Here is a 26,721-nt window from a genome sequence, read left to right on the forward strand (position 1 = left end):
TCGTTACCGATCCAAGCCACCACCCCCGCGGCGACTCGCTGAGGGCCATTTGGGGGAGTACTGTGACGTGTTTGTGACAGGGAGTGTCATATAAGTGTCACTATCAAGCTGCGTCAGCATTATTTCGGGCTGCCATCCGTTCGAGCTCTTGTATCAGTAAATGCAACGAGGTCGATGGATTGGGCTCGCTTGTAGTTTCTGCATCTCGGAGAGCTTTGATAGCATTCGTTCGCGCTTGGGCGCTTCGGGGTTCCAGAGATAATCCGATATCAGGGAGATTTTTCCGATACTCTGGCCAAAGCGAAACCAATTTATCGACTGCGCACCCCCCGCGTGATTTTTGACCGGATTCCGTAAAAGGAGTTCGGGTGTACTGGAAATGAAGAATGAACCAGTACTCTATGCACGGATCGGAAACGTGAACAATAAAATCACGATTCTTATAAAGATTGTTTATAGACTTTCCAGAAGAAATTGCCCCCTGGAAATTATCTGTCAAATGTCGGTCTCGATCAATAACGCAAAAGCACTTATCTATTGACGGATCTTTCTTAAATCTTGCTTCGGCATACTTTACAACCGATTTTGGATCGCTTCCGCATTCCGCTCCGCATATATCGATGCCCACGTTTGCGAGGCGAAGTTTCCTTCTGTAATGAGCAAAGTATGCAGGCTCTGTGCTTTCTCCTTCGCAAACTATCAGCAAAAATTGCCGCGGCTCTCTGCTCGCTTTTCGCCGCTGAATGCTGCGAGTGTCCCGTGAACGTTTCATTCAGAATCAACAAACTTTAGCAGGTAGGAATCGATCGTGGGAATTCCGCCGTACCGTCCTCTTAGGTAGCCTCGCTCCAAGGCCTCAGTTCGCCGAGGTGCGTAGTCAGAGAGCGGCACAAGCTGTGCGCCGCAGCCGTCGTTTTCGATAAACCAAACTTGATCCCGTCGAACGAGTTCGTCCCTCAATATGCTAACATCATGCGAAGTACAAATCAGCTGGGCTCTTTTGGGATTGGTACGTTTAGAGTTAAACATCTTTATCAAAAAATGAACGACCACGGGATGAAGGCTCGTGTTGATTTCATCGATCAGGAGGCAGTAGCCGTTTTCTAGCGTGTCATGAAGCGGCCCAGAAAGATTGTACAGTGCTCTAGTTCCGGTAGACTCTTCCTTTATCGGAAGCATGGCCGTCGTTCCGTCGGATTTTCTTTTTACAAATTTTACCACTTTTCTTTTATCTTGAAATGGACTGGCGCCGGATGATCGCATCTCTTTTAAGAATTCTTTTGAAAAAGCCTTGTTAAGAAAGTTTATGTCAACATCTTCTTCTTCAAAGTGCAAGTCTTCTATATTAATATCCATGGCTTGAAGAAAGCTAACGACTTTTTTTCTAAATTTTTTATCTTCAAAGCAACGTTTTGTTGTGTAGGTGTCGCCGCTAGAGTCGATGCGCGTGGTTCGTAGATAGCTAGCAAGCCAGTTGTAGGGCTCTTTCAGGCTTTCTGAATTTAGCTGGATAGCAGTTGACAGAAAAAGCGCGTTTTCACGGGTGCTTTGCTGCCAAATATTCTTTGGTCCAGAAATTGCTTCTCCAAACTCGTATTCATATGATTTAGATTTTTTTACCCAATCTCTAGAAAATACTTTCCTAAATCTTGTTGATTTATCTGCTATATCTAAGCTTTCATATGTGATTCGTTTTTTATCGAATGAAAGCTTATACTCATATATATTTTTCTGAACGGAAAATAATATCCTGTATTGGGTGGGCTCGTTTTTGAGTTTGTCAATTAGTTCATTCGGATCGTGCTCTAGTTCTTCATCGGCTTGGCTATCCTTTGCAGAGCTTCTAACGAATCGAGATATGAACGAAAACGCATCAATCAACGATGATTTACCGCTGCCGTTCTTGCCCAAGATCAGGGCGGATGTGAGGGCTCTCGTTTTTGCTAAATTTCCTACTTCCCGAACGGCATCGTCATTCGCCTCTTTGAGGTTTGATGCGATCAGGGAAAGCGTGCTTGCCTCAGCAAACGCACGTTCATTTTGGATTTCAATTTCAAGTAACACGGGTTTCCTCGCTCTTTTTGCACCTTTCCTGCAAAAAATCCTTTAAAGCAAGCTTAATCCAAGTCGGAGGCATATATGATCCTCATCACCGGCCACGTCATCCTCACCCCCGAGCATCGCGAGCGCATGATCGCGCTCGGCGCCGGACATAGCGCGCGGTCGCGCGGCGAGGCGGGGTGTCTGGGGCATCGCTGCCATCTCGATGTCGAGCAGCCCGACCACCTCGTCTTTGTCGAGGAGTGGGCGGATATCGCCGCGGTGCGGACCCATTTCGCGGTGCCCGCCTCCGCCGCCTTCGTCGCCGAAATGCGCGTCCTCTCGCCGCAGCCGCCGGTGATCCGCATCTATGCCGCCGAGGACATCACCGCGAAGCTGATGGGGTAGCGCGATACTCCCCTCCCGCTTGCGGGAGGGGTTGGGGGTGGGCCAACACCGTGTCAGGTGCCCACCCCGCTGCGACTAGCGAGCAAGCTCGCAAGTCTCGCTGCCCCTCCCGCAGGCGGGAGGGGCCTGCGTTACTTCCCCAGCAACGGCGCCAGATACTGCCCGGTGAAGCTGCGCTTCTCCTTCACCACCTGCTCGGGCGTTCCCGCCGCGACGATCTCGCCGCCCTTGACCCCGCCTTCGGGGCCGAGGTCGAGTATATAGTCGGCGGTCTTGATGACATCCAGATTATGCTCGATCACCACGACGCTGTTGCCCTGATCGACCAGCGCCTGCAGCACTTCGAGCAATTTGCGCACATCCTCGAAATGGAGGCCGGTGGTCGGCTCGTCGAGGATGTAGAGCGTCTGCCCGGTCGAACGGCGCGACAATTCCTTGGCGAGCTTGACGCGCTGCGCCTCGCCGCCCGACAGTGTCGTCGCCTGCTGCCCGACCTTGATATAGCCGAGCCCCACGCGGACCAGCATCGCCATCTTCTCGCGGATCGACGGCACCGCCTTGAAGAATTCGGCCGCATCCTCGACCGTCATGTCGAGCACGTCGGCGATGCTGTGGCCCTTGAACTTAACCTCCAGCGTTTCGCGGTTGTAGCGTTTGCCGTGGCACGTCTCGCACGTCACATAGACGTCGGGCAGGAAGTGCATCTCGATCTTGATGAGCCCGTCGCCGGTGCACGTCTCGCAGCGCCCGCCCTTGACGTTGAAGCTGAACCGCCCGGGCTTGTACCCGCGCGCCTGGCTTTCGGGCAGCCCCGCGAACCAGTCGCGGATGATCGTGAAGGCGCCCGTATAAGTCGCGGGGTTCGAGCGCGGGGTGCGGCCGATCGGCGACTGGTCGATGTCGATCACCTTGTCGCAATGCTCCAACCCTTTCAGGCTGTCGTGCGGCCCCGCGATCATCCGCGCGCCGTTGAGCACGCGCGCCGCGCTGGCGTAAAGCGTGTCGATGATCAGGCTCGACTTGCCGCTGCCCGACAGGCCGGTGACGCAGGTGAAGGTCCCGAGCGGGATCTTGGCGGTGACATTTTGAAGATTGTTCGCGCGCGCGCCCTTGAGCACGAGGTCGAAGCCATTGCCCTTGCGGCGGTGCTTGGGCACCTCGATCTTCTTCGCGCCGGTCAGATACGCCGCGGTCAGGCTGTTCTTGTTCGCGAGCACCTGTTCGAGCGTGCCCTCGGCGACGATCTCGCCGCCGTGGAGCCCCGCGCCGGGGCCCATGTCGACGACATAGTCGGCGTGGCGGATCGCATCCTCGTCATGCTCGACGACGATGACGGTGTTGCCGAGGTCGCGGAGGCGCTTGAGCGTCGCGAGCAGCCGGTCGTTGTCGCGCTGGTGCAGGCCGATGCTCGGTTCGTCGAGGACGTAGAGCACGCCCGAGAGGCCGCTGCCGATCTGCGAGGCGAGGCGGATGCGCTGGCTCTCGCCGCCGCTGAGCGTGCCGCTCGTGCGGTTGAGGTTGAGATAATCGAGCCCGACATTGTTTAGGAACCCGAGGCGCTCATTGATTTCCTTGAGGATCGCCTTGGCGATCTGCCGCTGCGTGTCGTTGAGCTTCTCTTCGAGCGTGCTGAACCAGCCGAGCGCATCGGCGACCGAGCGCTGGGCCGACATGCTGATATCCTCGCCCGCGATTTTCACCGCGAGCGGTTCGGGGCGCAGGCGCGCGCCGTGGCACGTCTCGCACGGATGCGGTGCCTGATATTTGCTCAATTCCTCGCGCATCCACGCGCTTTCGGTCTGGAGCAGGCGGCGGTTGAGATTGCCGATCACGCCCTCGAACGCCTTGTGCGTCGTGTAGCTGCGCTTGCCGTCCTTGAAGGTCAGTTCGACGGGCTTGCCGCCGCTGCCGTAAAGGATGATCAACTGCACCTCACCCGGCAGGTCCTGCCACGGCGTCGTGAGATCGAAGCCATAGGCTTTGCCCAGGCTTTCGAGCACCTGCATATAATAAGGCGAGGGCGGGTTCGATTTCGCCCACGGCACGACCGCGCCCTTCTTGAGGCTCAGCGCATGGTTGGGGACGACGAGATCGGGGTCGAACTCCTGCCGCTCACCGAGCCCGTCGCATGCGGGGCACGCGCCCTGCGGCGCGTTGAAGCTGAACAGGCGCGGTTCGATCTCGGCGATCGTGAAGCCCGAGACGGGGCAGGCGAATTTCTCGGAGAAGATCAGCCGGTTCGCGGGGATGCCCGCGCCCTTCATCGCGCCGCCGGTGTCCTCTTCCTCGCGGCCCGGCACCGGGCCATCGGCGAGGTCGACATAGGCGAGCCCCTCCGCGAGTTTCAGCGCGGTTTCGAAACTGTCGGCGAGCCGCGTGCCGAGACCTTCGCGCACCGCGATGCGGTCGACGACAACCTCGATGTCATGCTTGTATTTCTTGTCTAGCGCGGGCGCCTCGCCGATCTCGTAGAATTCGCCGTCGATGCGGACGCGCGTGAAGCCGTCCTTCTGCCACTGCGCGAGTTCCTTCTTATACTCGCCCTTGCGCCCGCGCACGACGGGAGCGAGCAGATAGGCGCGCGTCCCCTCGGGCAGCGCCATCACACGGTCGACCATGTCGGTGACCGTCTGCGCGCTGATCGGCTCGCCGGTCGTCGGCGAATAGGGGATGCCGACGCGCGCCCACAGCAGGCGCATATAGTCGTAGATCTCGGTCACCGTCGCGACGGTGGATCGGGGATTCCGGCTCGTCGTCTTCTGCTCGATGCTGATCGCTGGCGACAGGCCATCGATATGCTCGACATCGGGCTTCTGCATCATCTCGAGGAACTGGCGCGCGTATGCGGAGAGGCTCTCAACATAGCGCCGCTGCCCCTCAGCATAGATGGTGTCGAAGGCGAGCGACGATTTGCCGCTGCCCGACAGGCCGGTGATGACGATCAGCGCATCGCGCGGCAGATCGACGTCGACGCCCTTAAGATTATGCTCGCGCGCGCCGCGCACTTTAATGTGGGTGAGACTCATGGGAGAGGTATGTTCCAGATTTGTTCTAGGGGCGCAAGTGCGGTTTTGCGCGGTTGGGCTCTAGATAGGGTGGCCGGAGCCGCGCCGCAATGCGGGACATAAGAGGGGAGCTTTCCACCAACATCCCAAAGGCTTCGACCAAGCGTCGTATCGTTCGCTTGACCGCTTGGCGTCACGGGCGGACAGTCATGGCCATGGTCGTCGTCCCTTTGGGTCGGCGCAGGGACCAAGGAGACGGGGAATGAAGACAGGATTTTTGGGCGCGGCCTCGCTGGCCATCGCAGCCGCACTGGCGGCGCCGACGCTGGCGCGGGATGTATCGCCATTGGCTTCGCTGATGGCCGACGAAGCAGCGGGTGGGACCGAAAGCGGATCGCTGACAGCGCTGACCTTCGGCAAATGGGGCGTCGATCTCGACGCGCGCGATCCGTCGGTGAAGCCGGGCGACGATTTCGACAAATATGCCAATGGCGGCTGGTTCGCGCGAACCGAGATTCCGTCGGATCAGGCCTCTGCAGGGGTCGATTACGACGTCTATAATTTGACCCAGCGTCAGCTCCGCGCGGTTGTCGCCGGAGCGCCCGCGGCGAGCCAGGTTGGCGGGCTCTATCAAAGCTTCATGGACGAGGCGCGCGTGGAGGCGCTCGCCGCCAAGCCGCTGATGGCCGATATCACGGCGGTCGCTGCGATCAAGGACAAGAGCGACATGGCGCGCTTCATGGGAGGCACGCAGGGGACGTTCGGCTCCACGATTGTCAGCGGCGGGCCCTACGCCGACACCGCCGATCCGACCGTCAACGTGCTGTGGCTGGGACAGGCGGGGATCGGGCTGCCCGAACGCGATTATTATCTGAGCGACAGCTTCAAGGCGCAGCGCGACGCGTATCGTGCCTATATCGCGCGGACGATGAAGATGGTGGGCAATGCCGACCCCGAAAAGGCGGCCGATGCGATCATGGCGTTCGAGACCGAGATCGCGAAGGTCAGCTGGGCCATCGCCGATCGCCGTGATATCGGCAAGATCAACAATCCGATGTCGGCGGACGAATTGGCGGCCTATGCGCCCGGGCTCGACTGGAACGCCTGGTTTGCGGGTTCGGGCATCGCGCCGCAAAAGCGTATCATCGTCAATGAAAAGACGGCAGTGCGGGATATCGCCGCACTCTATGCCAAGACGCCACTCGACACGGTCAAGCTGTGGCAGCAATTCCATGTCGCCGACAATGCCGCGCCCTATTTGTCGAAGGCGTTTGTCGACAGCAGATTCGAATATACCAAGGCGCTGAGCGGGGTCGGCGAACTGCGTCCGCGATGGAAGCGCGGTCTGACGCTCGTGGACGGCAGCCTCGGCGAACTCGTCGGCGAAACCTATTCGAAGCAATATTTCCCGGCGAGCGCGAAGGCGAAGATGGAGGTGCTCGTCACCAACCTGAAGCTCGCGATGGGCGACCGCATCCGGAACAACAGCTGGATGGCGCCGGCGACGAAGGACGCCGCGCTGGCGAAGCTCGCCAAGATGGACGTGATGGTCGGCTATCCCGACAAATGGCGCGACTATTCGGGGCTCAAGATCGATCCCGCGGACCTTTACGGCAATGTGAAGCGCAGCGCGGCGTTCGAATATGCCTATGCGCTGTCGGATCTGAACAAGCCCGTCGACCGCAAGAAATGGTCGATGAACCCGCAGGAAGTGAACGCTTACAACGGCGGGCTCGAGAACAAGATCGTGTTTCCGGCGGGCATATTGCAGGCTCCTTACTTTAGCGAGAGCGTCGACGATGCGGTCAATTATGGCGCGATCGGCGCGGTGATCGGCCACGAAATCACGCACGGCTTCGACGATCAGGGGCGCAAGATCGATGCCGACGGTGCGGTGCGCGACTGGTGGACGCCCGAGGATGCGGCACGCTTCGACGCGCAGGCCAAGGCGTTCGGGGCGCAATATGCAACCTATGAGGCCGCGCCGGGATCGTTCATCAACCCCGACCTGACGATGGGCGAGAATATCGCCGATCTGGCGGGGCTAGAGGTGGCTTATGACGCCTATCGCCGCTCGCTCGGCGGCAAGCCCGCGCCGGTGATCGACGGGCTGACCGGTGACCAGCGCTTCTTCCTTGCCTTTGCGCAAGCGTGGCGGACGAAGCAGCGCGAGGATGCGATCAAGCAGCAGGTGGCGAGTGACCCGCACAGCCCGGCGCGCTGGCGCATTATCGGGCCTGTGCGCAATGTCGATGCGTGGTACAAGGCGTTCAGCGTCGCCGCAGGCGCCAAATATTATCTGAAGCCCGAAGACCGCACACGGATCTGGTAGTCCTGAGACCCCTTTCTCAGGATTGGGCAGGGGCGGCCTTGTGTCGTCCCCGTACCGCCATCACGGTGAGCGACAGGGCTGCGCCGAGAATGACGAACAGCGCCGGAAAGCCACCGAGCACCGACATCATGCGGATGCCGTCGATGCCCGACGACGCGACGAGGATCGTCGCGACGAGGCCGATCGTCCCTCCCCACACGATCTTTACCGACAAAGGCGCTTCGGGCGTTTCGGGAGAGATTCCGTGCGTGGACAGCGAACTCATCGCAGACACGTTGCTGTCTGCGGCCGTGACATAGGACAGAAAGATCGCCGCGATCAGCAGCACGAGCACCGGCGTTCCGCCACCCAGCTTGCTGAAGAGGCTGTAAAGCAGCGGGTCGGGACCGACGCTGGTCAGAATGGCGTAAAGACTTCCGCCTGAATTCTGGTCGATGATGATCGTGGTTCCCGCGATCACGATCATCCAGGCCGCGCCGAACAACGAGGGCAGCAGCAGATTGAACAGGATGAAGGACCGCACGCTGTATCCTACCGCGAGCCGACCGAGGAACAGTGCGGTCACCGGCGCCCAGGCGAACCAGTTGGCCCAGTTGAAGATCGTCCATTGCCGATGCCAATCGCCGTCGACGTCGAGGCCAAGGCTGCGGGGAAGGAATGTCGCGCTATAATTGCCCATAGCTTTGAAACCGAGCGAGGGGAGCGCGTGCCAAGGACCCATCGCGAAGACGAACAGCAGCACGCCGAAGAACAGCCAGACGTTGAGCAGCGATAGCCGCGTGATGCCGCGTTGCAAGCCGAGCGCGGCGGAAATGACAAAGGTCGCGACGATTACCGCCGCAATCGCCCAGCGTAGTGCCGGGCCGCCGGAAAAGCCGCCCAAGCCTTCTAACCCACCCGCCAATGCAAGAACTCCGGCGCCGAGCGAGGCCGCCATGCCGGCGACGAGCGCAAACAGGCACACGATGTCGATGATCGTACCGATCCGTCCATGCGCGCGCGTGCCGATCAACGGCACGAACAGCGACGACAGGCTGAACGGTTCGCGGCGGTTGTAATAGACGAGCGCAAATGCCAGCCCCGCGACGGTGTAGATGGCATAGGGGGTCAGCGTCCAATGCAGGAACATCGTCGACATCGCGAAGGTCGCCGCCGCATCGCTGCCCGGTTCCAGCCCGAGCATTGCGGGCGGGTCGTTGAGGTGGAATAAGGGCTCGGCGGCGCCCCAGAAGAGGATGCCGGTGGCGATGGTGGTGCAGAGCGTGACTGCGAACCAGCGCCAGCGGGTCAGTATCGGCTTCGCGTCCGGCCCGCCGATGATCCGCCCGCCGAGCGGCGAAACCGCGATGCCTGCCAGAAGCGCCAGAAAGCCGATTCCCGCCCAGGCGAAGAGCGGCGAGAAATTGCGCAATATCCAATCGTTGATCGCGGTTTCGGCTGCGACCACCGCCGCGCCCTGCCACAGGCTGAGGATGACGGCGGCGAGAAGCACTGCGAGCGGCGTGAAAAAAACCGGGCGATTGATGGGGTGCTTGGGTGATGCTGGCAAATGATCGGCCGATCGGACATGAAGAGGATACCCATGATGGCGGTTGCCTTCGAACAGGTCAATTCGAGGCTGGGAACGTGCTACCGGGCAAAGCGTTGGACCGGCAGCGCAATCGATTGAAGGAGAAGTTCCGATGACCAGGATGATTATGACGGCCACCACCGCGCTTGCGCTTCTCGTCTCGGGTCAGGCGGCAGCCTTCCAGACGCCTGCCGATGCGACGACGGCGGCGCAACCCGCCAAGGATGGCACCACCCCCGAAGAACGATCGAACACGGCGCGACTCAACGCCGAACAGGCGTCGCGCGCCAAGGCGGACAACACGACCTATGCGCAGGAAGTGTCTGCCGCACAGCAGCAGGTCGCGCATGATCAGACCGTGTTCACCGAGGAAACGGCGGCCTATGAGGCAGAAAAGGCGCGCGTCGCCGCGATGTCGGCCGAAGAACGGATGACGTGGGAGGCCGATGCCGCCGCGTGCAAGGCCGGCGACACCACCCGCTGCGCCGCGCCGACAAAGCCGCCGCGCTAAGGCGTCAGTATTCGGCGGGGGTGGGGAGCATCACGTCAAGGGCCGGGGATTCGTCGGCCGTCCCAACCGCGCGCAGGTCTTCGCTCGTCGCCGCCGCGTGCGGCTCGGGGTCGGGAAAGCGTCCGCCGTAGCGATAATCGTCGCCGGGATCTGCGAGGATGGGTGGATCGATGTCCACCGCTCCCAGCTCGCGGAATTCGTCGCTCATCCTGATGTCGCGGTCTGCCCGAAGCCGCAGTGCGACGCCGTAGCTATCCGCGCACCCCGGGCAGGGAAGGATTCCGCCGTCGCGCTGTGCAACCAGCGCGTCGGGGTTGGCGCTAAGGTTCGAATAGGACGTCCGTCCACCGGTTTCGCCGCCGAGCCGCGTCCCGGCGGCCATCTCGCCCAGCATGGCCCCGGCGGTCACGCCGGCCAGCGCCAGCACCGACCAGCGGAACAGCCGCACCCCTTTGTGCCGACTCGCAGCGAAAGATAATTTCTTCCCCATCGGCCAATTTGGCCATGACCAATTGCCAGATGCAAGTCCGGTGTCATGATGTTGCCCGCCGGTCGGCCATTGGTCGACGGATCGACGCCTTTCGTCTGTCAATCGAGCCGCTGTCCGCCCCGATCGATCCAAAGGCGATTCTGATGACGTCCAGGGGATATTACTCCCTTGCGGGATATCGGAAGACGGTCTCCCCGGTCCGCCAGCCGGTATTCCGCATCCTTTTGAAGAGAGGACTCCCCCATGGCGAAATTTTCTTTCCTGTTGGCCGCGCCGGTTGCGCTGGCTGGCTTTTCGGTTCCGGCCGCAGCCGAAGACGAGGGTGACCGGCACACGGTCGTTGTGCGATACGACGACCTGAACCTATCCAGCGTCCAGGGCCGCGAGCGGTTAAGCACCCGCGTCAAATATGCCGTGCAGAAAGTGTGCGGCAGCCGGCCCACGCACCGGCAGGGGCTTCGCGAACGCGGCCTCGCCAATCGCTGCGAGGACACGGCGATGGCCGACGCCGATGTGAAACTCGCCGGCCTGTTCAACGGCGAAAGTGCGCGCCTCGCCGACCGCGGCAGAATCGCCGTCGTCGCGGCTCCCTGACCAACCCCGCCGTATGTTGATCCCGAAAGGCGGTCATGCCCCCGGCGGGCATGGCCGCTTTTTTCGGCTCAGGCGTGCATGATCGCCTTGACATCGTGGAGATAGGTGCGGCCGATGCGGTGTACGCCGCCTTCACCCAGGTCGACGCTCCATGCGCCGTCGCCATGGTGCTTCAGTCCGACAATGCCTTCGCGGCGGATCATCTTCGACCGATGGATACGCATGAACTGGTCGGGGTTCATGCGGGCTTCCAATGATTTGATCGTCTGGTGAATCAGCCAGCTGCGGCCACCGACATGCAGGCGCATATAATCGCGCTCGGCCTCGATCAGGTCGACCTGGCCCGCGTCGATGCGCAGCATCTCTCCGCGGTTCTGGACCCAGAATTCGTTGATCCATTTGCTCTTCTGCGCCGGCGCGCGCTCGGTTGCACGCCATTCGCGAACGCGCGAGAGGGTGCGGGCGAGGCGTTCGGGTGAGACGGGCTTGAGCAGATAATCGACCGCGGCGACATCGAAGGCCGCGACCGCATAGCGATCGAAGGCCGTGACGAACACGACCGCTGGCGGATTATCCAACCCCTCGATCGCCGCCGCGACCTCCAGCCCGTTCAGGTCGGGCATCGCGATGTCGCAGAGCACGAGGTCGGGTGCGAGCGCATCGACCATGCGCAGCGCCGAGGCGCCGTCGCTGGCCGTACCGACGAGCGAGACGCCGTCCTGCTGGCCGGTCAGGATCTGCAACCGTTCGATGGCGAGCGGTTCGTCGTCGACGATCAGCGTACGCAATGTTTGAATCATGGGTCAGCAGGCCTCCCGTGCCAGCGGCAGCCAAAGCGATACAACAAAGCCGCCGTTATCCGAAGGGCCCCATTCGCAGCCGGCGGTGGGGCCATAGCGCGTCAGCAGGCGTTCGCGGACATTGCCGAGCCCAAGGCCGGTGCCTGACGCAGGGGCGGGCGCCTTTGGGTCGATATCATTCTCGATCCGCAGCACTAGCAGCCCATATTCGGCGCTGGCAGTCAGGCGGACTGCAATCTTCCCCTTGCTCGGCGCGACGCCATATTTGATCGCATTTTCGATGATCGGTTGCAGGATCAGCACGGGGACGCAGGCATTCTCCAGCTCCTTTGGCATCGACACCTCGACCTGCAGCCGGTCGGGGAAACGCGTCTGCTCGATGTCGAGATAGAGGCGCTGGAGAGCGATCTCCTCGTCGAGGCTGACGAGCTGCTCCGGATCGACCGCGAGGCTCGATCGCAGGAAGGACGACAGATTCATGATCATCGTCTCGGCCTCGCTCTTCGATCCCTTGAGAACGAGGGTCGACAGCGAATTGAGCGTGTTGAACAGGAAGTGCGGGTTGACCTGATAATGCAGCGCGCGGAGCTGGGCGGTCTGCGCTTCGATCCGAAAGTGATTGGCGCGGCGTTCGACCGCGCGCATCTCGTTGGCATAGCCGAAGGCGACATAGAGCGCGGCCCACACGGCGAAAAAGAAATACCAGCGGATCGAGCTGTCGAGGATCAGCATCATTTCCCATGCGCCGGGATATTTGCCCTGCATCTCCTCGATCAGCTTGGCGCCGTCCGCCACGGGAAACCAGTAATAGAAGACGAGAAGATTGACCGTCGCATAGATGATGACGAGCGGTACGGCCGCTCCCATTGCCGCGGCGAGGCGGGCGCCGAAACTTTGCGGCTGGGCGCGTTGGAGCAGCTGGTAAAGGACGAAGGTGCACAAAATGCCCGCGATCACCACGACGGCGCGGCGCCCGGATGACGTCCATTGCTCGGGCGCGCCGGTCAGCATCGCAAGGACCGTGGTGATCAGGAAATAGATCACCCACATGGCGATGATCGAGCCGATCGCGACGCGCGGATTGACCCGCGCGTCCGAGGCGCGCCAATCGGGGTCCGTCGCCAGCATTTTCGCGCGCTGGTCACGCAGCGCGTCCTTGCGGTTTGTCATGTTCATTGACGATGCTTTAGCGGCAAATAGCAGTCGATGGCTAGCGGGCGCCGGGCCGCCAGTCGAAGCTGCGCGCGTCTTGGTCGAAAGCGGGAAGCCCGTCAGCTCGCCGGTTGCGGCAATGCGCGGCGCCAATTGCCGCGCTTATATATGGCCCAAGCCATCGCCAGCGAGGCGAGCGACGAGAGCGGAAAGCTCCACCATAGGATATCGCTGCCCACCGACGGGTAACCGAAATAATAGATTCCGATGCGGATCGGGAACATCGACAGGAACAGGATGACGAGCGGCGGGACGACCGAGCCGTTGGCGCGCAGCGTGCTGATCAGCACGATCGTCGTGCCGAACGGCAGGAAGGTCCAGGTCGCGATCAGCTGAATATTGCGCGCGACGTCGATCGCCGGGCTTTCGCTCCCGAGGAAAAGCGCGAGCGCGGCGCGGTCGAACGCGAGGAGGAGGGCGATGAGCACGCCGGTCATCGCGAGGTTGATTGCGATGCCGCTGTTCGTCACCGACGATACACGGTCCCAGCGCCCGGCACCGATATTCTGCGCCGCCATCGAGCTGACCGCAGCGCCGACCGCGAGTGCGGGCATCTGGATGTAATTCCATAGCTGGAGCGTGGCGCCATAGGCGGCGGCGGTGACGATCCCCTCGCGGTTGACGAGCCCGACCATGACGAGCCCAGCGCCCGAGATGACGAGCATCTGCGCGCCCATCGGCAGGCCGCGGCCGATGATGAAGCGGAGCTCGCTCCATTTGGGGTAGAGATAGGTAAGCTCGCGGCCGCGGAGGCGCAGGACGTGATTCTTCGCGTAGAACCAGCCGATCATGCCCGCGAGGCTAATCGTCCCCGCGACGGCGGTTGCCAGCGCGCTGCCCGCGATTCCCAGGCGGGGAAAGGGGCCGAGGCCGAGGATCAGCACGGGGTTGAAGACGATATCGAGCACGACCGCGAGGATCATGAAGCGGAGCGGCGTCACGGCATCACCGGCGCCGCGCGAAGCCATCATCAGCGTGACCGAGAGCATACTGGCAGGAACCGCGAGGAAGGTGACGCGAAGATAATCATGCGCGAGCGCGAAGGCTTCGGCCGGGGTCTTGAGCCAGCGCAAAATCTGGTCCGACGCGAACCAGCCGAGGATCGCGATCACGACCGAGAAGATCAGCGCAAGGCCGATCACGCCGCCGGTCGCGCGGCGTGCGGCGTCGATATCGCCGCGGCCCATCGACTGACCGATCAGCACCGTCGCCGCCATGCCGAAGCCGAAAAAGGCGCCGAACATCAGGAACATGATGATGTTCGCATTGGCGGTCGCGGCGAGCGCGCCTTCGCCGAGGAACTGCCCGACCCAGATCGAGTTCACCGAGCCTGAGAGCGTCTGGAGGATGTTCGACGCGAGCGTCGGCAGCGCGAAGATAATCAGCGTTTTGGTGATCGGCCCCGTCGTCAGGTCCATCCGCCCGCCGCCGCGTGCGGTCTGGCGCGGCGGGACCGGGCTCGCGGCCGGGTCCGCCGCCGCCGCGACCGGCGTCGGCGTGACGGGAACCTCTTCGTTCACCCCAGCCGCGCCAATGCGGCGGTCAGGCGGTCGGCTTCGGCTTCCTTCGCGGCATGGTCGGCGCGTGCCTTTTCGACGGCTTCGGGCTTGGCGCGCTCGACGAACGACGGGTTATTCAGGCGGCCCGCAAGGCCGTCGCGTTCCTTCGCCGCAGCGGCGAGTGCCTTAGTCAGACGATCGCGTTCGGCGGCGATGTCGATCACGCCCTCAAGCGGCACGGTGATCGTCTCGCCCTCGACCACGAGCTGCGCCGAGGCACCCGCGGGGGCGGGGTCGAAGCTGATCTCTTCGAGACGTGCGAGGCGGTCGAGCTGCGCGGCGAGCTTTTCGGTGCGGTCCTTGAGCGACGCCGGGAAATGCGCGGTCAGACGCGCACCCGGTGGCAACCCGAGTTCGGCTTTGGCGGTGCGCAGTTCGCTGACGAGCTTGATCAGCCAGTCGATGTCGGCGCTCGCATCGGCGTCGCGTGCGGCGTTCGGCGCGGGCCATTTTGCGGCGATCAGCGGATAGTCCGCACGATCGCCGAGCCCCGTCCACAGCTCTTCGGTGATGAAGGGCATGAAGGGGTGCAGCATGACGAGGATCTGGTCGAGCACCCAGCCGGCAACGGCCTTCGTCTCGTCGTCGATCGCGCCCTTGATCAGTTCGAGATACCAGTCGCAGAAGCGGTCCCATGCGAAGCTGTAGATCGCGTTTGCCGCCTCGTCGAAGCGATAGTCGGCGAGCGACTTCTCCATCGCGGCGACGGTCGCGGCGACCTCGCCGATGATCCAGCGGTTGACGGGCAGCGTCGCAGCGGGCGCTTCGATGCTGGTCGACGCCGTAATGCCATTGGCTTCGCAGAAACGCGCGGCGTTCCAAAGCTTGGTCGCGAAGTTGCGATAACCGGCGAGGCGCGCGTCATCCATCTTGATGTCGCGGCCCTGGCTTTCCATCGCCGACATGAAGAATCGCAGCGCGTCGGCGCCATATTGGTCGATCAGCCCGAGCGGGTCGACGACATTGCCCTTGGACTTCGACATCTTCGCGCCGTCGGGCGCGCGGACGAGGCCGTGGAGGTAGAGCGTCTTCCAAGGGACATCGCCCATGAACTCCATCCCCTGCATCGCCATGCGCGCATCCCAGAAAAACAGGATGTCGAAGCCGGAGATGAGCACGTCGTTCGGATAATGGCGCTTCAGGAGGTCGCTATTCTCGGGCCAGCCGAGCGTCGCAAAGGGCCAGAGGGCGGAGGAGAACCATGTGTCGAGGACGTCCTCGTCGCGCGTGAGCGCGACGCCGACGCCGGCTTCGGCTTGCGCTTCCTCTTCTGTCTCGGCGACAAAGATGCTGCCGTCCTCGGCATACCACGCCGGAATTCGGTGGCCCCACCACAGCTGGCGCGAGACGCACCAGGGCTGGATATTCTCCATCCAGTTGAAGAAGGTCTTTTCCCACGTCTTGGGGACGATGTTGATACGGCCGTCGCGCACCGCCTGCATCGGCGGCTGCGCCAGCGTCTTGGCGTCGACATACCATTGGTCGGTCAGCATCGGTTCGATCACCACGCCGCCGCGGTCGCCGAACGGCTGCATGATCATTTTGTCCTCGACCTTGACCATCAGCCCTTCGGCGTCGATGTCGGCGACGACGCGCGCCCGCGCCTCATAACGATCGAGCCCGCGATATTCTTCGGGAACGAGGTTGAGCGCGTCGATTTCGGCCGGGGTCGCGGTCGCGCCCTTGGCGATTTCGACGGCGCGTGCGGCGGCTTCGGCATAGGCTGGCCCATCGGCGCGCATCGCGGCAACTTCGTCCATCAGGCGGTACATCGGAATGCCGTTGCGCTGCGCGACGCCATAGTCGTTTTCGTCATGCGCGCCGGTGATCTTGACCGCGCCCGAGCCGAAATGGGGGTCGGGATATTCGTCGGTGATGATCGGGATCAGGCGGCGATGTTCCTTCGGCCCGACGGGGATTTCGCAATATTTGCCCACGATAGGCCGATAGCGTTCGTCATCGGGGTGCACCGCGACGGCGCCATCGCCGAGCATCGTTTCGGGGCGCGTCGTGGCGATCGAAATATAGTCGCGCGCTTCCTCCAGCACGACATTGCCGTCGGCGTCGCGCTCGACATAGGTATAGGTTTCGCCGCCCGCGAGCGGATATTTGAAATGCCACATATGGCCCGGCATTTCGTGCGATTCGACTTCGAGGTCCGAGATCGCGGTTTTGAGCGCGGGGTCCCAGTTCACGAGCCTTTTGTCGCGGTAGATCAGGCCCTTTTTGTGGAGGTCGACGAACACCTTGACGACGGCGCGGGTGAAATGCGGGTCCATCGTGAATTGTTCGCGGCTCCAGTCCATCGAGCAGCCGAGGCGGCGGAGCTGACGGGTAATCTGGCCGCCGCTGGTCGCCTTCCATTCCCACACCTTGTCGACAAACTCGTCGCGCGTGAAATCGGTGCGCTTTTGCTGACGCTCATTGAGCTGGCGCTCGACCACCATCTGCGTTGCGATGCCGGCATGGTCCATGCCGACGACCCACAGCGCATCCTTGCCGCGCAGCCGTTCATAACGGACGAGCACGTCCTGCAACGTATTGTCGAGCGCGTGGCCGATGTGCAGCGCGCCGGTGACGTTCGGCGGCGGGTTTACGATCGTAAAGGGTGTCGCGTCGGGACGCGACGGGCGAAACAGCCCGCGGCTTTCCCATTCATGGGCCCATTTCGCCTCGATAGCGGCGGGATCGAACGTTTTTTCCATCGGCATAGCCGGCGCGCTTTGCCAGCCATGGTGCGATGCGGCAAGGGGGTGATCGCTTAAACCGTCCCGTCCCCCTCGTCATGCCGGACTTGATCCGGCATCCATTCCGCGGCCGCAGATGGACCCTGGATCAAGTCCGGGGTGACGAAACAGGGAATGCCCGCCTATTTCTTCAGATAGCTGCCCATCCAGTTGAACACCGTCTGATGCCACTGGACGCTGTTCGCGCCCTTCAGCACCCAGTGATTTTCGTCGGGGAAGACGAGCAGTTGCGACGGCACGCCGCGGCGCTGGAGCGCGGTGAAGGCGGCGAGGCCCTGCGTATAGGGAATGCGGAAATCCTTTTCGCTGGTGATCACCAGCATCGGGGTCTTCCACTTGGTCACATGGTTCACCGGGTTCCATTTTTCATATTCCTCGGGAACCTGGAAATAGGGGCCGCCATGCTCCCATTCGTCGAACCATAGTTCCTCGGTCTCATAGGCCATCGCGCGCGCGTCGAACACGCCGTCGTGCTGGACGAGGCATTTGAATCCGTCGGTCCACTGGCCGGCGATCCAGTTCATCATATAGCCGCCGTACGAGGCGCCGAGCGCGCAGGCGTTGGCAATGTCGAGCTGCGCATCCTGCTTGCCCGCGGCGGCAAGGCCGAGGCGCAGGTCTTCGAGCGGCTTTCCGCCCCAATCCTTGTTGATGCTGTCGGTGAAGGCCTGACCATAGCCGGTCGAGCCGTGGAAATCGACGCTGACGACGCCGTAACCCTGCTCGGCGAACAGGCGCGGGTTCCATCGTGTCGACCAGGCGTTGCCGAAGCTGCCCTGCGGGCCGCCATGGACGATGAAGGCGACGGGCAGTTTCTGGACCGGGCTGACGGGTTTGAGGATGATGCCCCACACCTTGTCGCCGTTCGCACCGGCGAATTGCATCTTGTCGAGCTTTACCGGATCGAATGTGGCGAGCGCCGCAGCGTTGACGTTGGTGAGCTGGCCAACCTTGCCCTTGGCATCGCGGACGAAGAGGTCGGTCGGTGCGAGCGCGCTGTTGCGCGAATAGAGGAGGGCGCCGCCGGGCAGCGGGGTGACGTCGCCGATATTGCCGTCGAACGCTTCGTTCGAGGCCTTCAGCTTCTCGACCTTGCCGCTCGCTGCGTCGACGCGGAAGACGGGGTGTTCGAGAGTGTCCTGCGCGGTGACGAAGAGCGATTTTCCGTCGGGCGCCCACGCGATCGAGGCGACCGAGCGATCCCATGCGTCGGTGAGCTTCTTCGTCTCGCCGTTTTCGAGGTTGCGCAGCATCAGCACCTGCCGGTCGGCTTCATAGCCCGGCCGCGCCATCGCGGCATAGGCGAGCCATTTGCCGTCGGGCGAGGGGGTGGGCAGGGTGTCGGTGGCTTGGTTGTTTTGCGTCAGGTTGGTCGGCATCATCCGGCTGTCGACCAGCCAGCTGTATATATCGAGGTTGGTCGAGGTCGGCTCGCTCCGGTCGGCCTTGCGCAGCGTGAAGAAAACGGTGCGGCTGTCGGCGCCCCACGCCAATTCCTCGCCGCCGCCGAACGGCTTTGACGGGCTATCGCCGGTCAGGCCTGCATCGACCGGCCGTGCAGCGCTCGCCTTGCCGCCTTCCAGGTTGAAGACGAAGGGGCGGCTGTAGGTGCCGGGGGTTTCCCACTGGTCCCAATGCCGCACGAAGCCGGCGCCATCCTTGTAGAGGCGGCCGCTGCCGGGGCCGACGAGCGCGCCCTTGTCCTTGGCGTCGCAGCCGAAGTTGGTGCACTCCTTCGGAATGTCGCCCCAAGCGAGCAGCTTCTTGCCGTCGGGCGAAATCTTGAAACCCGCGACGTCGGCCGGGGTGTCGGTGACCTGTGTTGCGGCAGCGCCCGCGCTCAGATCGATGCGCCACAGCTGATCCTTGCCCGACGCATTCGAGAGAAAATAGAGGTTGCCGTCGGGCGCAAAGGCGGGCGATGTCTCATTCTTGCCCGCGGTGTCGGCGATCTGCACGGGCTTCGCTTCTTTCGCATTCCGGTCGACGAGCCACAGCCCGGTCGAGCGCTTGTAGGTGCCGGCCTCGGTGTCGGTCTGCTGGAACACGACCCACCGCCCGTCGGGCGATGCCGTCGGCGCGGCGACGCGCTTCAGCGTCGCCAGATCGACCTCGGTCATCGGACGGGCGAAGGCGGGAGAGGAAAGGGCGGCGGCGAGCGCGATCGCGCTGCAAAGGATATGGTTTCGCATGAAAGCGGTTTAGCGATGCGGCGCGCGCGTTCAAGCATGAAGGCGCGCCAAATCGCGCTTCGCTCATCGCAATTAAATTTCGCTGGCAGGCCGGTGCGAAAGGCCCCATCGGCCCGAGCGAGGAACGAGAAGGAACCCGATGGTCCGCGCGATACTGAACACAGGCCGCATCTTCGTACCGCTGCTGGCGGGCGCGAGCCTGCGCGACCGCGTGATTGCCAGTATCGGGGCCTTGATCGGGATCGGCTTCGTCGGGCTGACTTGCGTTGCGCTGTTCCCCTCGACGATGCCGTGGATCGTCGCGCCGATGGGTGCGTCTGCGGTGCTGCTGTTCGCCGTGCCCGCGAGCCCGCTAGCGCAGCCCTGGTCGATCGCGGGCGGTAATGTGATCTCGGCGATCGTCGGCTCGATCGTTGCGTGGATATTTGCCGATCCGGCGATTGCCGCCGCGGTCGCGGTTTCGCTCGCGATCCTGGCGATGTCGCTATTGCGCTGCTTGCATCCGCCCGGCGGCGCGGCGGCGCTCAGCGCGGTGCTCGGGGGCTATGCGCTTTTCTCGGCGTATGTGACCGATTTCCTGCTGGTCGTGTTCGTCAATTCGCTGCTGATGGTGGCGATCGGCTGGGTGTTCCATCGCTTTTCGGGCCACAGCTATCCGCACCGCGCCAAACCCATTGAAGGCAAGCCCTTGCCGCCTGCATCCGCGTTCGGACTGCTGATGGGCGATATCGACCAGGCTCTCGACGATCTGGGCGAAACCTTCGACATCAGCCGCGAGGATCTCGCGCTGCTGCTCGAGCGGGCCGAACTGCATGCTGCCGAGCGGAGCGGCAAGGCTTAGCGAACGAGCGCGCCGCCCTTCATCACATGGTCGATCTTTTCAAGCACGCTGATGTCGGCAAGCGGATCGGCCTTCACCGCGACGAAATCGGCATAGCGGCCGGGCACGATGGCACCGACGTCTGAGCGTCCCATTTCCTCGGACGCGCGGCCGGTAGCCGACTGGATCGCCTGCATCGGCGTCATTCCATATTTGACCATGTTGCGGAATTGGCGAGCGTTGAGCCCGTGCGGATAGACGCCCGCGTCGGTCGCATAGCCGATATTGACGCCAAGCTCGACGGCGCGCGTGAACGCGGCGCGCTGCGTGTCGGTCGTCTCGCGATTCTTGCGCAGATATTCTTCGGGCCAGCCTTCCTTGGTGCCGATGTCGTCGATGTAGGTGCCGTTGTAGATGTCCATCGCGAGCCAGGTGCCGTTTTTCTTTGCGAGTTGCAGCGCCGCCTCGTCAGCCAGGCTGGCATGTTCGATGCTGTCGACCTCGGCGTTGATCGCATTCCTGATTCCCTCGGCGCCGTGCGCGTGCGCGGTGACCCTTTTGCCACGGGCATGGGCGACCTTGACCACCGCGCGCAGATAATCCTCGCTGAGTTCGACCGCACCGGGTTCGGTGCCGATTGCGAGTACCGCGCCGGTCGCGATCGTCTTGATGAAATCGGCGCCATGATCGAGAAGATAGGTCGTCTTCGCCGCCGCTTCCTCGGGCGTCTCCGCGACGCCGAGCCGCATGTCGGGCGGCAGTTGCTCGTTCGGGACGACCCCGTTGAGTTCGCCGCCCCCCTTCGGGATTGTGATATAGGCGCCGGCGACCCACATGCGCGGGCCGGGCACATCGCCGCGATCGATCGCGTTGCGCAGCGCCACGTCGGTGAGCCCGCGATAGGTGCCGACGTCGCGTACGCTGGTAAAGCCCGCATCGAGCGTCACCCGCGCATTGCGTGCACCGACGAGCGCCGTTTCGGACGGCGATGCCTTCATCGGCGCGGCGAGGTCGGCGCTCTGGCCTAGGTCGGCGAGGTGGGTATGGAGATCGATCAGGCCCGGCAGCACGGTAAAGGCCGACCAGTCGACGACTGTGGCGCCATCGGGCGCCTTGCCGCACGGCCCGACGGCCTTGATGCGCTCAGCCTCGATCGTGATGCACTGGCCAGTGCGGACCTTGTTCGACACCCCGTCGATCAGCCGCCCGGCCTCGATATAGACGGGTTCAGCCGATGCGGGCGCCGCGGTAAGGGCCACGGCGAGCGCTGCCGTCAGATATTCGTACCGAAAGCGTCGCATTGGCGTGGGTCCCCCGATTGCAGGCCGCGGCGCAGCCAGGTCATGCGTTGTTCGCTCGTGCCGTGCGTGAAGCTTTCGGGCACCGGGCGCTGCCCCGCCGAACGCATCAGCGTGTCGTCGCCGATCGCATTGGCGGCGCGCATCGCCTCTTCCATGTCGCCAGGCTCCATCACCGACTGGCCGTCGTTCGTCTTCGCGCGCGCGGCCCAAACGCCGGCGTAGCAATCGGCCTGCAACTCCATGCGGACTTGCAACGCATTGCCCTCGGCCTGCGAGGCGCGCTGCTGCGCTTGGCGGACCTGCTCCGAAATGCCGCTGACGGTCTGGATATGGTGACCGACTTCATGTGCAACGACATAGGCCTGCGCGGCATCGCCCGCGGCGCCAAACCGCTGCGCGAGTTCGCCGAAAAAGGCGGTGTCGAGATAGATGCCCTGATCGGCTGGGCAGTAGAACGGCCCCATCGCAGCCTGCGCCGCGCCGCAGCCCGACTGGTTGCGATCGGTGAAGAAGCGCAGTTTCGGCTCCTGGTAGCCCCTGATCTGGCTTCCCCAGAATTTGTTCGTCGAGCTGAAGACGTTGCAAGCGAAGCGTTCGCCCTCGGTATCGCACGCTTGTGTATTGGCGCCGCGGCTATCGGCCATCGGATCGGCCGTGCCGCTGCCGCCGCTGAACATGTTCGCGCCGGGGCCGAGCAGGAAAAAGGCGGCCGCGCCGATCAACAGAATCGTCCCGCAACCCATCTTTCGCCCGAGCAGCATCGGCAGGAACCCGATGAGCAGCCCGCCGAGGCCGCCGCCTCCACCGCCACTGAAACCGCCGCCGCTTCGGCCCAGATCGCGAATGTCGTCGCCGGGATCATAATCGTCGAGGCGCATCGGTTTCTCCACGGGTAAAATGGTCGTTATCGCTCGATAGTTACAGCAGCGCCGAGCAATTGGAAGGGGCTTCGCGCCGAATGAAGTCATTGCAATGACCCGTGTTGCGGTGCACAAATCGGTCCCGTTCCAATCGAGGATCCCCCGAGTCCATGCCACGCCGAGCCCCCCGCGCCGCGCTTCCGCTGCCTGACCTCGTCGTGCTTGTCCTGCAAGGCGGCGGCGCGCTCGGGGCGTTTCAGGCGGGAGTGTATGAGGCGCTGATCGAACTCGGCATCGAACTGGATTGGGTCGCAGGGATATCGATCGGCGCGGTCAATGCCGCGATCATCGCCGGGAACGAGCGTGATCAGGCGGTGGGCAAGATGCGCGAGTTCTGGGAAGGCGTGTCGTCGGCGCTACCCTCGCTGCCGGTGGCCGACAACGACTGGGCGCGTGAGTGGACGCATATGGCCGCAGCGGGGCAGGTGGCGGCGTTCGGGGTCCCCGGTTTTTTCATTCCGCGTTTTCTGCCGCCGGCCTTTGCTGCAAGGCAGACGCCCGAAGCGGTCAGCCTTTACGATACCGCACCGTTGGTCGAGACGCTGAACCGGCTGGTCGATTGGGATCGTGTGAACAACGGAAAGGTTCGCCTGTCGGTCGGCGCGGTCGCGGTCGAAACCGGAAATTTCCGCTATTTCGACACGCAATGCGACACGATCGACGCGCGGCACATCTTGGCTTCCGGTGCGTTGCCGCCGGGCCTTCCGCCGGTCGAGATCGACGGCAATTGGTATTGGGACGGCGGGCTCGTGTCGAACACGCCGCTCGAGCATGTCGTCGCGGCCGCGAACAAGGACATGCTGGTGTTCCAGGTCGACCTGTTCCCGGCGCGCGGCGAGCGGCCGCACGATCTGGAGGAAGCCTGGTCGCGCGAAAAGGACATCCGTTATTCGAGCCGCACGCGGCGCATCTCGGACGGGCTGGTGCGGCGGCGCAAAGAGCATCGGCTGATCGACCGGATGCTGCAGAGGCTGCCAGAGGAATTTGCCGAGTTGCCCGAGGTGAAGGCGGTGCGGCGGATGGTCGACTGCAAGGCGCTCAACGTGGTCCAACTGATCCACGAGCCGCCGGCGTGGCAGACCGGCGCGCGCGATTTCGAATTTTCGCGCTCGACGATGGAGGTCAACTGGGCGCTCGGCCGCGATGCGGTCGAGGCGGCGATGAAGGATGGTCACCTGCTCGCCGATAGCATCGCCGAGGGGCGGTCGGACAGTTTTGCGGTGCAATCGAATGCATTGCGACCAAAGGCCGAACCCGACGTTTCCTGAAACTCTCCCCCACCGAAAGGACTTATTGATGCGCCTCACAGGAAAGACCGCCCTCGTCACCGGATCGACCTCGGGCATCGGGCTCGGCATCGCGAAGGCTTTTGCGGCCGACGGCGCGAACATCATCATCAACGGCTTTGGCGATGCCGACGCGATCGAGGCCGAGCGCAAGGGGCTCGAAGCGACCAGCGGCGGGAAGGCCGCCTATGATGGTGCCGACCTGACCAAACCCGAACAGATCGAGGAGATGTTCAAGCGCGCCGAAAAGGATCTCGGCGGGGTCGATATCCTTGTGAACAATGCGGGGATGCAGTTCGTTTCGCCGGTCGAGGATTTCCCGGTCGAGAAATGGGACATGATCATCGCGCTCAACCTGACCGCCGCCTTTCACACGATCCGCCACGCCGTGCCGGTGATGCGCAAAAAGAAATGGGGGCGCATCATCGCGACGGCTTCGGCGCACTCGCTTGTCGCCTCGCCGTTCAAATCGGCCTATGTCACCGCGAAGCATGGTCTCGCCGGCCTGACGAAGACCGTCGCGCTCGAAGTTGCAGAGGCCGGGATTACGGTGAATTGCATCAACCCCGGATATGTCTGGACACCGCTCGTCGAAAACCAGATCCCCGACACGATGAAGGCGCGGAACATGACGCGCGAACAGGTGATCAACGACGTGCTGCTTGCCGGGCAGCCGACCAAACAGTTCGTGACGGTGGAGCAGGTCGCGGCGATCGCCTCCTTCCTGACGCGCGACGAAGCGGCGAACATCACGGGGGCGAACATCAGCGTCGATGGCGGCTGGACGGCTGCCTGATCCGCTGCGCTCTTGAGCATTCTCCTTTGCCCTCTTAAGGTTAACCATCGAGGGGTCGGGGAGAAACGGAGAATCATGGGTCGCACCATTTGGGTTTTGGCGGTGGCGCTCGGCGTCACCCTTGGCGCGTGCAAGTCGGTGGTGCCGCCGGTGCCTCCGTCGGCCGCCGATGCGCCGCCGGAGACGGGCACTTGGCGCGCAACGGCGACAAGTCAGGATCAGGAACGCATCCGCGGCTGGTACAAGAGCTGGCAGGCGGCACTGGCCGACGCGCGGGCGAAAGGCTTTGGTGCCGACATCGACCGCGAGGGCATCTTGTTGCAACCCACGGCGGCGCTGCCCAATCCGCATTTGCCGGCGGGTGACTACCGGTGCCGGACGATCAAGCTTGGCACGCAGGGACGGAGCGGACTTTCCTACATCGCCTATGGCTGGTTCCGCTGCCGCGTCGCGCCCGAACAGGGACTGTCGAGCCTGACCAAGAGCACGGGGTCGCAGCGTCCCGTCGGGCTGATCTTTCCCGACAATCTGAAACGGCAGATTTTTCTCGGCACACTCGAGCTTGGCGACGAGAAAATGGCGGTCAATTACGGCAGCGACCGAATGCGCGACATGGCGGGGCTGGTCGAACGGATCGGCGACAATCGCTGGCGGCTCGTGCTGCCGGCGCCGGCTTATGAATCTTTGCTCGACGTGATCGAACTGGTCCCGGCGGGCTGACAAGGCAACAGGGGAATGAGTATGAGAATTTTGTGGATGAGCGCCCCCCTTTTGGCTTTTGGGGCGCTGGCTTTTGCTGCTCCTGCCGCGGCGCAAACGCTCGGCGGCGAGGTCGAAAAGCAGATGCCCTCGCTCATGGCGATCTACAAGGATTTGCACGCCAATCCCGAACTCAGTTTCATGGAAGTGCGCTCGGCGGGCATTCTTGCTGCCGAGGCCAGCAAGCTGGGCTTCAAGGTGACCGAAAAGGTCGGCGGCACCGGCGTCGTCGCGGTGATGGAGAACGGCCCTGGTCCGGTGGTGATGGTGCGCGCCGACATGGACGGCCTGCCAGTGACCGAGCAGACGGGGCTCCCCGGTGCGTCGAAGATACGCGTGACCACGAAGGAGGGCGTCGAAACCGGCGTGATGCACGCGTGCGGCCACGACACGCATATGACCGCGTGGATCGGCGTCGCGCGGCTGATGGCGGCGAACAAGGCGAAATGGTCGGGCACGCTGGTGATGATCGGCCAGCCCGCCGAGGAGCGCGGCGCGGGCGCGCGGATGATGCTCGCCGACGGGCTCTACACCCGCTTTCCCAAGCCGCAATATGCGCTGGCCTTTCACGACGCGGCGCAGTTTCCCGCGGGCAAGATCGGTTACACGCCGGGCTATGCGCTCGCCAATGTGGACAGCGTTGACATAACGGTGAAGGGCGTCGGTGGTCACGGTGCCTATCCGCAGACGACGAAGGATCCAATCGTGCTCGCGAGCCGCATCGTCGGCGCGCTCCAGACGCTCGTGTCGCGCGAGATTAGCCCGCTCGACAGCGCCGTTGTGACCGTCGGCAGCTTCCACGCCGGGGCGAAGCACAATATCATTTCGGATGAAGCCAAGCTCCAGCTGACCGTTCGCAGCTATAGCGACGAGGTCCGCAATCACCTGCTCGACGGTATCGCGCGCATTGCGAAAGGCGAAGCGATCGCCGCGGGCATGCCCGAAGACAAGATGCCCGTCGTGAGCGTCAACAAGGACGAATATACGCCGTCGACCTTCAACACCCCCGAATTCACCGAAGAAATGGCGGCCTATTTGAAGACGAGTTTCGGCGATGACCGCGTCGTGCAGATGCCGCCGGTGATGGGCGGCGAGGATTTCGGCCGCTTCGGGCGCGAGGACAAGAACATCAAGAGCCTGATCGTCTGGGTCGGCGGGGTGCCGCAGGCCGAATATGATGCGGCAAAGAAGGAAGGGCGCACCTTGCCCAGCCTGCATTCGCCGTTCTGGGCGCCCGATGCGCCGGCAGTCATCTCGACCGCGACCGAGGCGCTGACCGCCATGACGATGAAGCTGATGGCGAAGAAGTAGTTGGAGACGCGGAATCCTGCGGGGACGACCAACCCCGCAGTCATTACCGCAGCGCGCTGCCATTTCCC

21 protein-coding genes are annotated in these 26,721 nt (G+C 62.9%); 9 read left to right on the forward strand and 12 right to left on the reverse strand.

All coding sequences use genetic code 11. The features are described from left to right. Nucleotides 1–103: 103 nt before the first annotated feature. On the reverse strand, nucleotides 104–772 hold the full coding sequence (locus SKP52_RS25195) for an RloB family protein (RefSeq protein ID WP_081997243.1): 669 nt from the start codon (nucleotides 770–772) through the stop codon (nucleotides 104–106). Next, nucleotides 769–2,064, reverse strand: a complete 1,296-nt coding sequence (locus tag SKP52_RS25200) for an AAA family ATPase (protein WP_160292371.1) — start codon at nucleotides 2,062–2,064, stop codon at nucleotides 769–771. The genes SKP52_RS25195 and SKP52_RS25200 overlap by 4 nt, the downstream gene beginning before the upstream one ends. A gap of 75 nt (nucleotides 2,065–2,139) precedes the next feature. Between SKP52_RS25200 and SKP52_RS07140 the strand changes: the two genes are divergently transcribed. Then, nucleotides 2,140–2,448, forward strand: a complete 309-nt coding sequence (locus SKP52_RS07140; protein WP_039573327.1) for a putative quinol monooxygenase — start codon at nucleotides 2,140–2,142, stop codon at nucleotides 2,446–2,448. A gap of 131 nt (nucleotides 2,449–2,579) precedes the next feature. On the opposite strand, the gene uvrA is transcribed toward SKP52_RS07140, so the two are convergent. Further along, nucleotides 2,580–5,474 carry an excinuclease ABC subunit UvrA gene (gene uvrA / locus SKP52_RS07145; protein ID WP_039573330.1) on the reverse strand — a complete coding sequence of 965 codons (2,895 nt, stop codon included), beginning with the start codon at nucleotides 5,472–5,474 and terminating at the stop codon, nucleotides 2,580–2,582. Nucleotides 5,475–5,715: 241 nt separating this feature from the next. On the opposite strand from uvrA, the gene SKP52_RS07150 reads away from it, so the two are divergent. Then, nucleotides 5,716–7,785, forward strand: coding sequence for a M13 family metallopeptidase (locus SKP52_RS07150; RefSeq protein WP_039573333.1), 2,070 nt, complete (start codon nucleotides 5,716–5,718; stop codon nucleotides 7,783–7,785). Between the two features lie 16 nt (nucleotides 7,786–7,801). Here SKP52_RS07150 and SKP52_RS07155 read toward each other — a convergent pair whose 3' ends face one another. After that, nucleotides 7,802–9,277 carry a BCCT family transporter gene (locus tag SKP52_RS07155; RefSeq protein ID WP_267128042.1) on the reverse strand — a complete coding sequence of 492 codons (1,476 nt, stop codon included), beginning with the start codon at nucleotides 9,275–9,277 and terminating at the stop codon, nucleotides 7,802–7,804. Between the two features lie 190 nt (nucleotides 9,278–9,467). On the opposite strand from SKP52_RS07155, the gene SKP52_RS07160 reads away from it, so the two are divergent. Continuing rightward, nucleotides 9,468–9,866, forward strand: coding sequence for a hypothetical protein (locus SKP52_RS07160; protein ID WP_039573337.1), 399 nt, complete (start codon nucleotides 9,468–9,470; stop codon nucleotides 9,864–9,866). A 4-nt stretch (nucleotides 9,867–9,870) separates the two neighbouring features. Here the strand turns inward: SKP52_RS07160 and SKP52_RS07165 are convergent, their stop codons facing one another. Further along, nucleotides 9,871–10,356 (reverse strand): hypothetical protein, encoded by a 486-nt coding sequence (locus SKP52_RS07165; protein WP_148309047.1) that lies wholly within the window; start codon nucleotides 10,354–10,356, stop codon nucleotides 9,871–9,873. A 243-nt stretch (nucleotides 10,357–10,599) separates the two neighbouring features. Here SKP52_RS07165 and SKP52_RS07170 point away from each other — a divergent pair, with 243 nt between their 5' ends. Continuing rightward, nucleotides 10,600–10,950, forward strand: coding sequence for a UrcA family protein (locus SKP52_RS07170; RefSeq protein WP_039573342.1), 351 nt, complete (start codon nucleotides 10,600–10,602; stop codon nucleotides 10,948–10,950). Nucleotides 10,951–11,018: 68 nt separating this feature from the next. On the opposite strand, the gene SKP52_RS07175 is transcribed toward SKP52_RS07170, so the two are convergent. The 5 genes from SKP52_RS07175 to SKP52_RS07195 form a co-directional block, all read right to left on the reverse strand. Continuing rightward, complete coding sequence (locus SKP52_RS07175) at nucleotides 11,019–11,750, reverse strand: LytR/AlgR family response regulator transcription factor (RefSeq protein ID WP_039573344.1); 732 nt, start codon at nucleotides 11,748–11,750, stop codon at nucleotides 11,019–11,021. A gap of 3 nt (nucleotides 11,751–11,753) precedes the next feature. Next, nucleotides 11,754–12,926, reverse strand: coding sequence for a sensor histidine kinase (locus SKP52_RS07180; RefSeq protein WP_039580178.1), 1,173 nt, complete (start codon nucleotides 12,924–12,926; stop codon nucleotides 11,754–11,756). A gap of 95 nt (nucleotides 12,927–13,021) precedes the next feature. Further along, complete coding sequence (locus SKP52_RS07185) at nucleotides 13,022–14,482, reverse strand: MATE family efflux transporter (protein ID WP_228383854.1); 1,461 nt, start codon at nucleotides 14,480–14,482, stop codon at nucleotides 13,022–13,024. After that, a complete protein-coding gene (locus tag SKP52_RS07190; RefSeq protein ID WP_039573348.1) occupies nucleotides 14,479–17,232 on the reverse strand; it encodes a valine--tRNA ligase in 2,754 nt (917 codons plus the stop codon). The genes SKP52_RS07185 and SKP52_RS07190 overlap by 4 nt, the downstream gene beginning before the upstream one ends. A 158-nt stretch (nucleotides 17,233–17,390) precedes the next feature. Next, complete coding sequence (locus SKP52_RS07195; protein ID WP_039573351.1) at nucleotides 17,391–19,460, reverse strand: S9 family peptidase; 2,070 nt, start codon at nucleotides 19,458–19,460, stop codon at nucleotides 17,391–17,393. A gap of 139 nt (nucleotides 19,461–19,599) precedes the next feature. On the opposite strand from SKP52_RS07195, the gene SKP52_RS07200 reads away from it, so the two are divergent. Continuing rightward, nucleotides 19,600–20,301: an HPP family protein gene (locus SKP52_RS07200; RefSeq protein ID WP_039573353.1), complete on the forward strand. Its 702-nt coding sequence runs from the start codon at nucleotides 19,600–19,602 to the stop codon at nucleotides 20,299–20,301. Here the strand turns inward: SKP52_RS07200 and SKP52_RS07205 are convergent. Next, on the reverse strand, nucleotides 20,298–21,581 hold the full coding sequence (locus tag SKP52_RS07205; RefSeq protein ID WP_039573355.1) for a metal-dependent hydrolase family protein: 1,284 nt from the start codon (nucleotides 21,579–21,581) through the stop codon (nucleotides 20,298–20,300). The two genes, SKP52_RS07200 and SKP52_RS07205, sit on opposite strands and share 4 nt — an antisense overlap. After that, nucleotides 21,554–22,459, reverse strand: a complete 906-nt coding sequence (ypfJ, locus tag SKP52_RS07210; protein ID WP_039573356.1) for a KPN_02809 family neutral zinc metallopeptidase — start codon at nucleotides 22,457–22,459, stop codon at nucleotides 21,554–21,556. The genes SKP52_RS07205 and ypfJ overlap by 28 nt, the downstream gene beginning before the upstream one ends. Nucleotides 22,460–22,611: 152 nt before the next feature. Between ypfJ and SKP52_RS07215 the strand changes: the two genes are divergently transcribed. The 4 genes from SKP52_RS07215 (at nucleotide 22,612) to SKP52_RS07230 (ending at nucleotide 26,653) form a co-directional block, all read left to right on the forward strand. Beyond that, the gene (locus SKP52_RS07215) at nucleotides 22,612–23,769 is read left to right on the forward strand and encodes a patatin-like phospholipase family protein (protein ID WP_039573358.1); all 1,158 of its coding nucleotides are present in this window, start codon (nucleotides 22,612–22,614) and stop codon (nucleotides 23,767–23,769) included. A gap of 28 nt (nucleotides 23,770–23,797) precedes the next feature. Beyond that, on the forward strand, nucleotides 23,798–24,583 hold the full coding sequence (locus tag SKP52_RS07220) for a 3-hydroxybutyrate dehydrogenase (RefSeq protein WP_039573360.1): 786 nt from the start codon (nucleotides 23,798–23,800) through the stop codon (nucleotides 24,581–24,583). Nucleotides 24,584–24,658: 75 nt separating this feature from the next. Beyond that, nucleotides 24,659–25,303, forward strand: coding sequence for a DUF4893 domain-containing protein (locus SKP52_RS07225; protein WP_039573362.1), 645 nt, complete (start codon nucleotides 24,659–24,661; stop codon nucleotides 25,301–25,303). 36 nt (nucleotides 25,304–25,339) lie between these two features. Then, the gene (locus SKP52_RS07230; protein ID WP_039573364.1) at nucleotides 25,340–26,653 is read left to right on the forward strand and encodes an amidohydrolase; all 1,314 of its coding nucleotides are present in this window, start codon (nucleotides 25,340–25,342) and stop codon (nucleotides 26,651–26,653) included. Nucleotides 26,654–26,721 lie beyond the last annotated feature (68 nt).

The sequence above is a fragment of the Sphingopyxis fribergensis genome (genome assembly GCF_000803645.1).
Lineage (GTDB): Bacteria > Pseudomonadota > Alphaproteobacteria > Sphingomonadales > Sphingomonadaceae > Sphingopyxis > Sphingopyxis fribergensis.

What these genes read in the sequence shown, in the direction of transcription:
- SKP52_RS07150 (WP_039573333.1), top strand. Translation starts at nt 5,716, where the DNA reads ATGAAGACAGGATTTTTGGGCGCGGCCTCGCTGGCCATCGCAGCCGCA.
- SKP52_RS07160 (WP_039573337.1), top strand. Translation starts at nt 9,468, where the DNA reads ATGACCAGGATGATTATGACGGCCACCACCGCGCTTGCGCTTCTCGTC.
- SKP52_RS07140 (WP_039573327.1), top strand. Translation starts at nt 2,140, where the DNA reads ATGATCCTCATCACCGGCCACGTCATCCTCACCCCCGAGCATCGCGAG.
- SKP52_RS07175 (WP_039573344.1), bottom strand. Translation starts at nt 11,750, where the DNA reads ATGATTCAAACATTGCGTACGCTGATCGTCGACGACGAACCGCTCGCC.
- SKP52_RS25195 (WP_081997243.1), bottom strand. Translation starts at nt 772, where the DNA reads ATGAAACGTTCACGGGACACTCGCAGCATTCAGCGGCGAAAAGCGAGC.
- SKP52_RS07220 (WP_039573360.1), top strand. Translation starts at nt 23,798, where the DNA reads ATGCGCCTCACAGGAAAGACCGCCCTCGTCACCGGATCGACCTCGGGC.
- SKP52_RS07180 (WP_039580178.1), bottom strand. Translation starts at nt 12,926, where the DNA reads ATGAACATGACAAACCGCAAGGACGCGCTGCGTGACCAGCGCGCGAAA.
- SKP52_RS07195 (WP_039573351.1), bottom strand. Translation starts at nt 19,460, where the DNA reads ATGCGAAACCATATCCTTTGCAGCGCGATCGCGCTCGCCGCCGCCCTT.
- SKP52_RS07190 (WP_039573348.1), bottom strand. Translation starts at nt 17,232, where the DNA reads ATGCCGATGGAAAAAACGTTCGATCCCGCCGCTATCGAGGCGAAATGG.
- ypfJ (WP_039573356.1), bottom strand. Translation starts at nt 22,459, where the DNA reads ATGCGCCTCGACGATTATGATCCCGGCGACGACATTCGCGATCTGGGC.
- SKP52_RS07170 (WP_039573342.1), top strand. Translation starts at nt 10,600, where the DNA reads ATGGCGAAATTTTCTTTCCTGTTGGCCGCGCCGGTTGCGCTGGCTGGC.
- SKP52_RS07215 (WP_039573358.1), top strand. Translation starts at nt 22,612, where the DNA reads ATGCCACGCCGAGCCCCCCGCGCCGCGCTTCCGCTGCCTGACCTCGTC.
- SKP52_RS07165 (WP_148309047.1), bottom strand. Translation starts at nt 10,356, where the DNA reads ATGGGGAAGAAATTATCTTTCGCTGCGAGTCGGCACAAAGGGGTGCGG.
- SKP52_RS07205 (WP_039573355.1), bottom strand. Translation starts at nt 21,581, where the DNA reads ATGCGACGCTTTCGGTACGAATATCTGACGGCAGCGCTCGCCGTGGCC.
- SKP52_RS07225 (WP_039573362.1), top strand. Translation starts at nt 24,659, where the DNA reads ATGGGTCGCACCATTTGGGTTTTGGCGGTGGCGCTCGGCGTCACCCTT.
- uvrA (WP_039573330.1), bottom strand. Translation starts at nt 5,474, where the DNA reads ATGAGTCTCACCCACATTAAAGTGCGCGGCGCGCGCGAGCATAATCTT.
- SKP52_RS07200 (WP_039573353.1), top strand. Translation starts at nt 19,600, where the DNA reads ATGGTCCGCGCGATACTGAACACAGGCCGCATCTTCGTACCGCTGCTG.
- SKP52_RS07230 (WP_039573364.1), top strand. Translation starts at nt 25,340, where the DNA reads ATGAGCGCCCCCCTTTTGGCTTTTGGGGCGCTGGCTTTTGCTGCTCCT.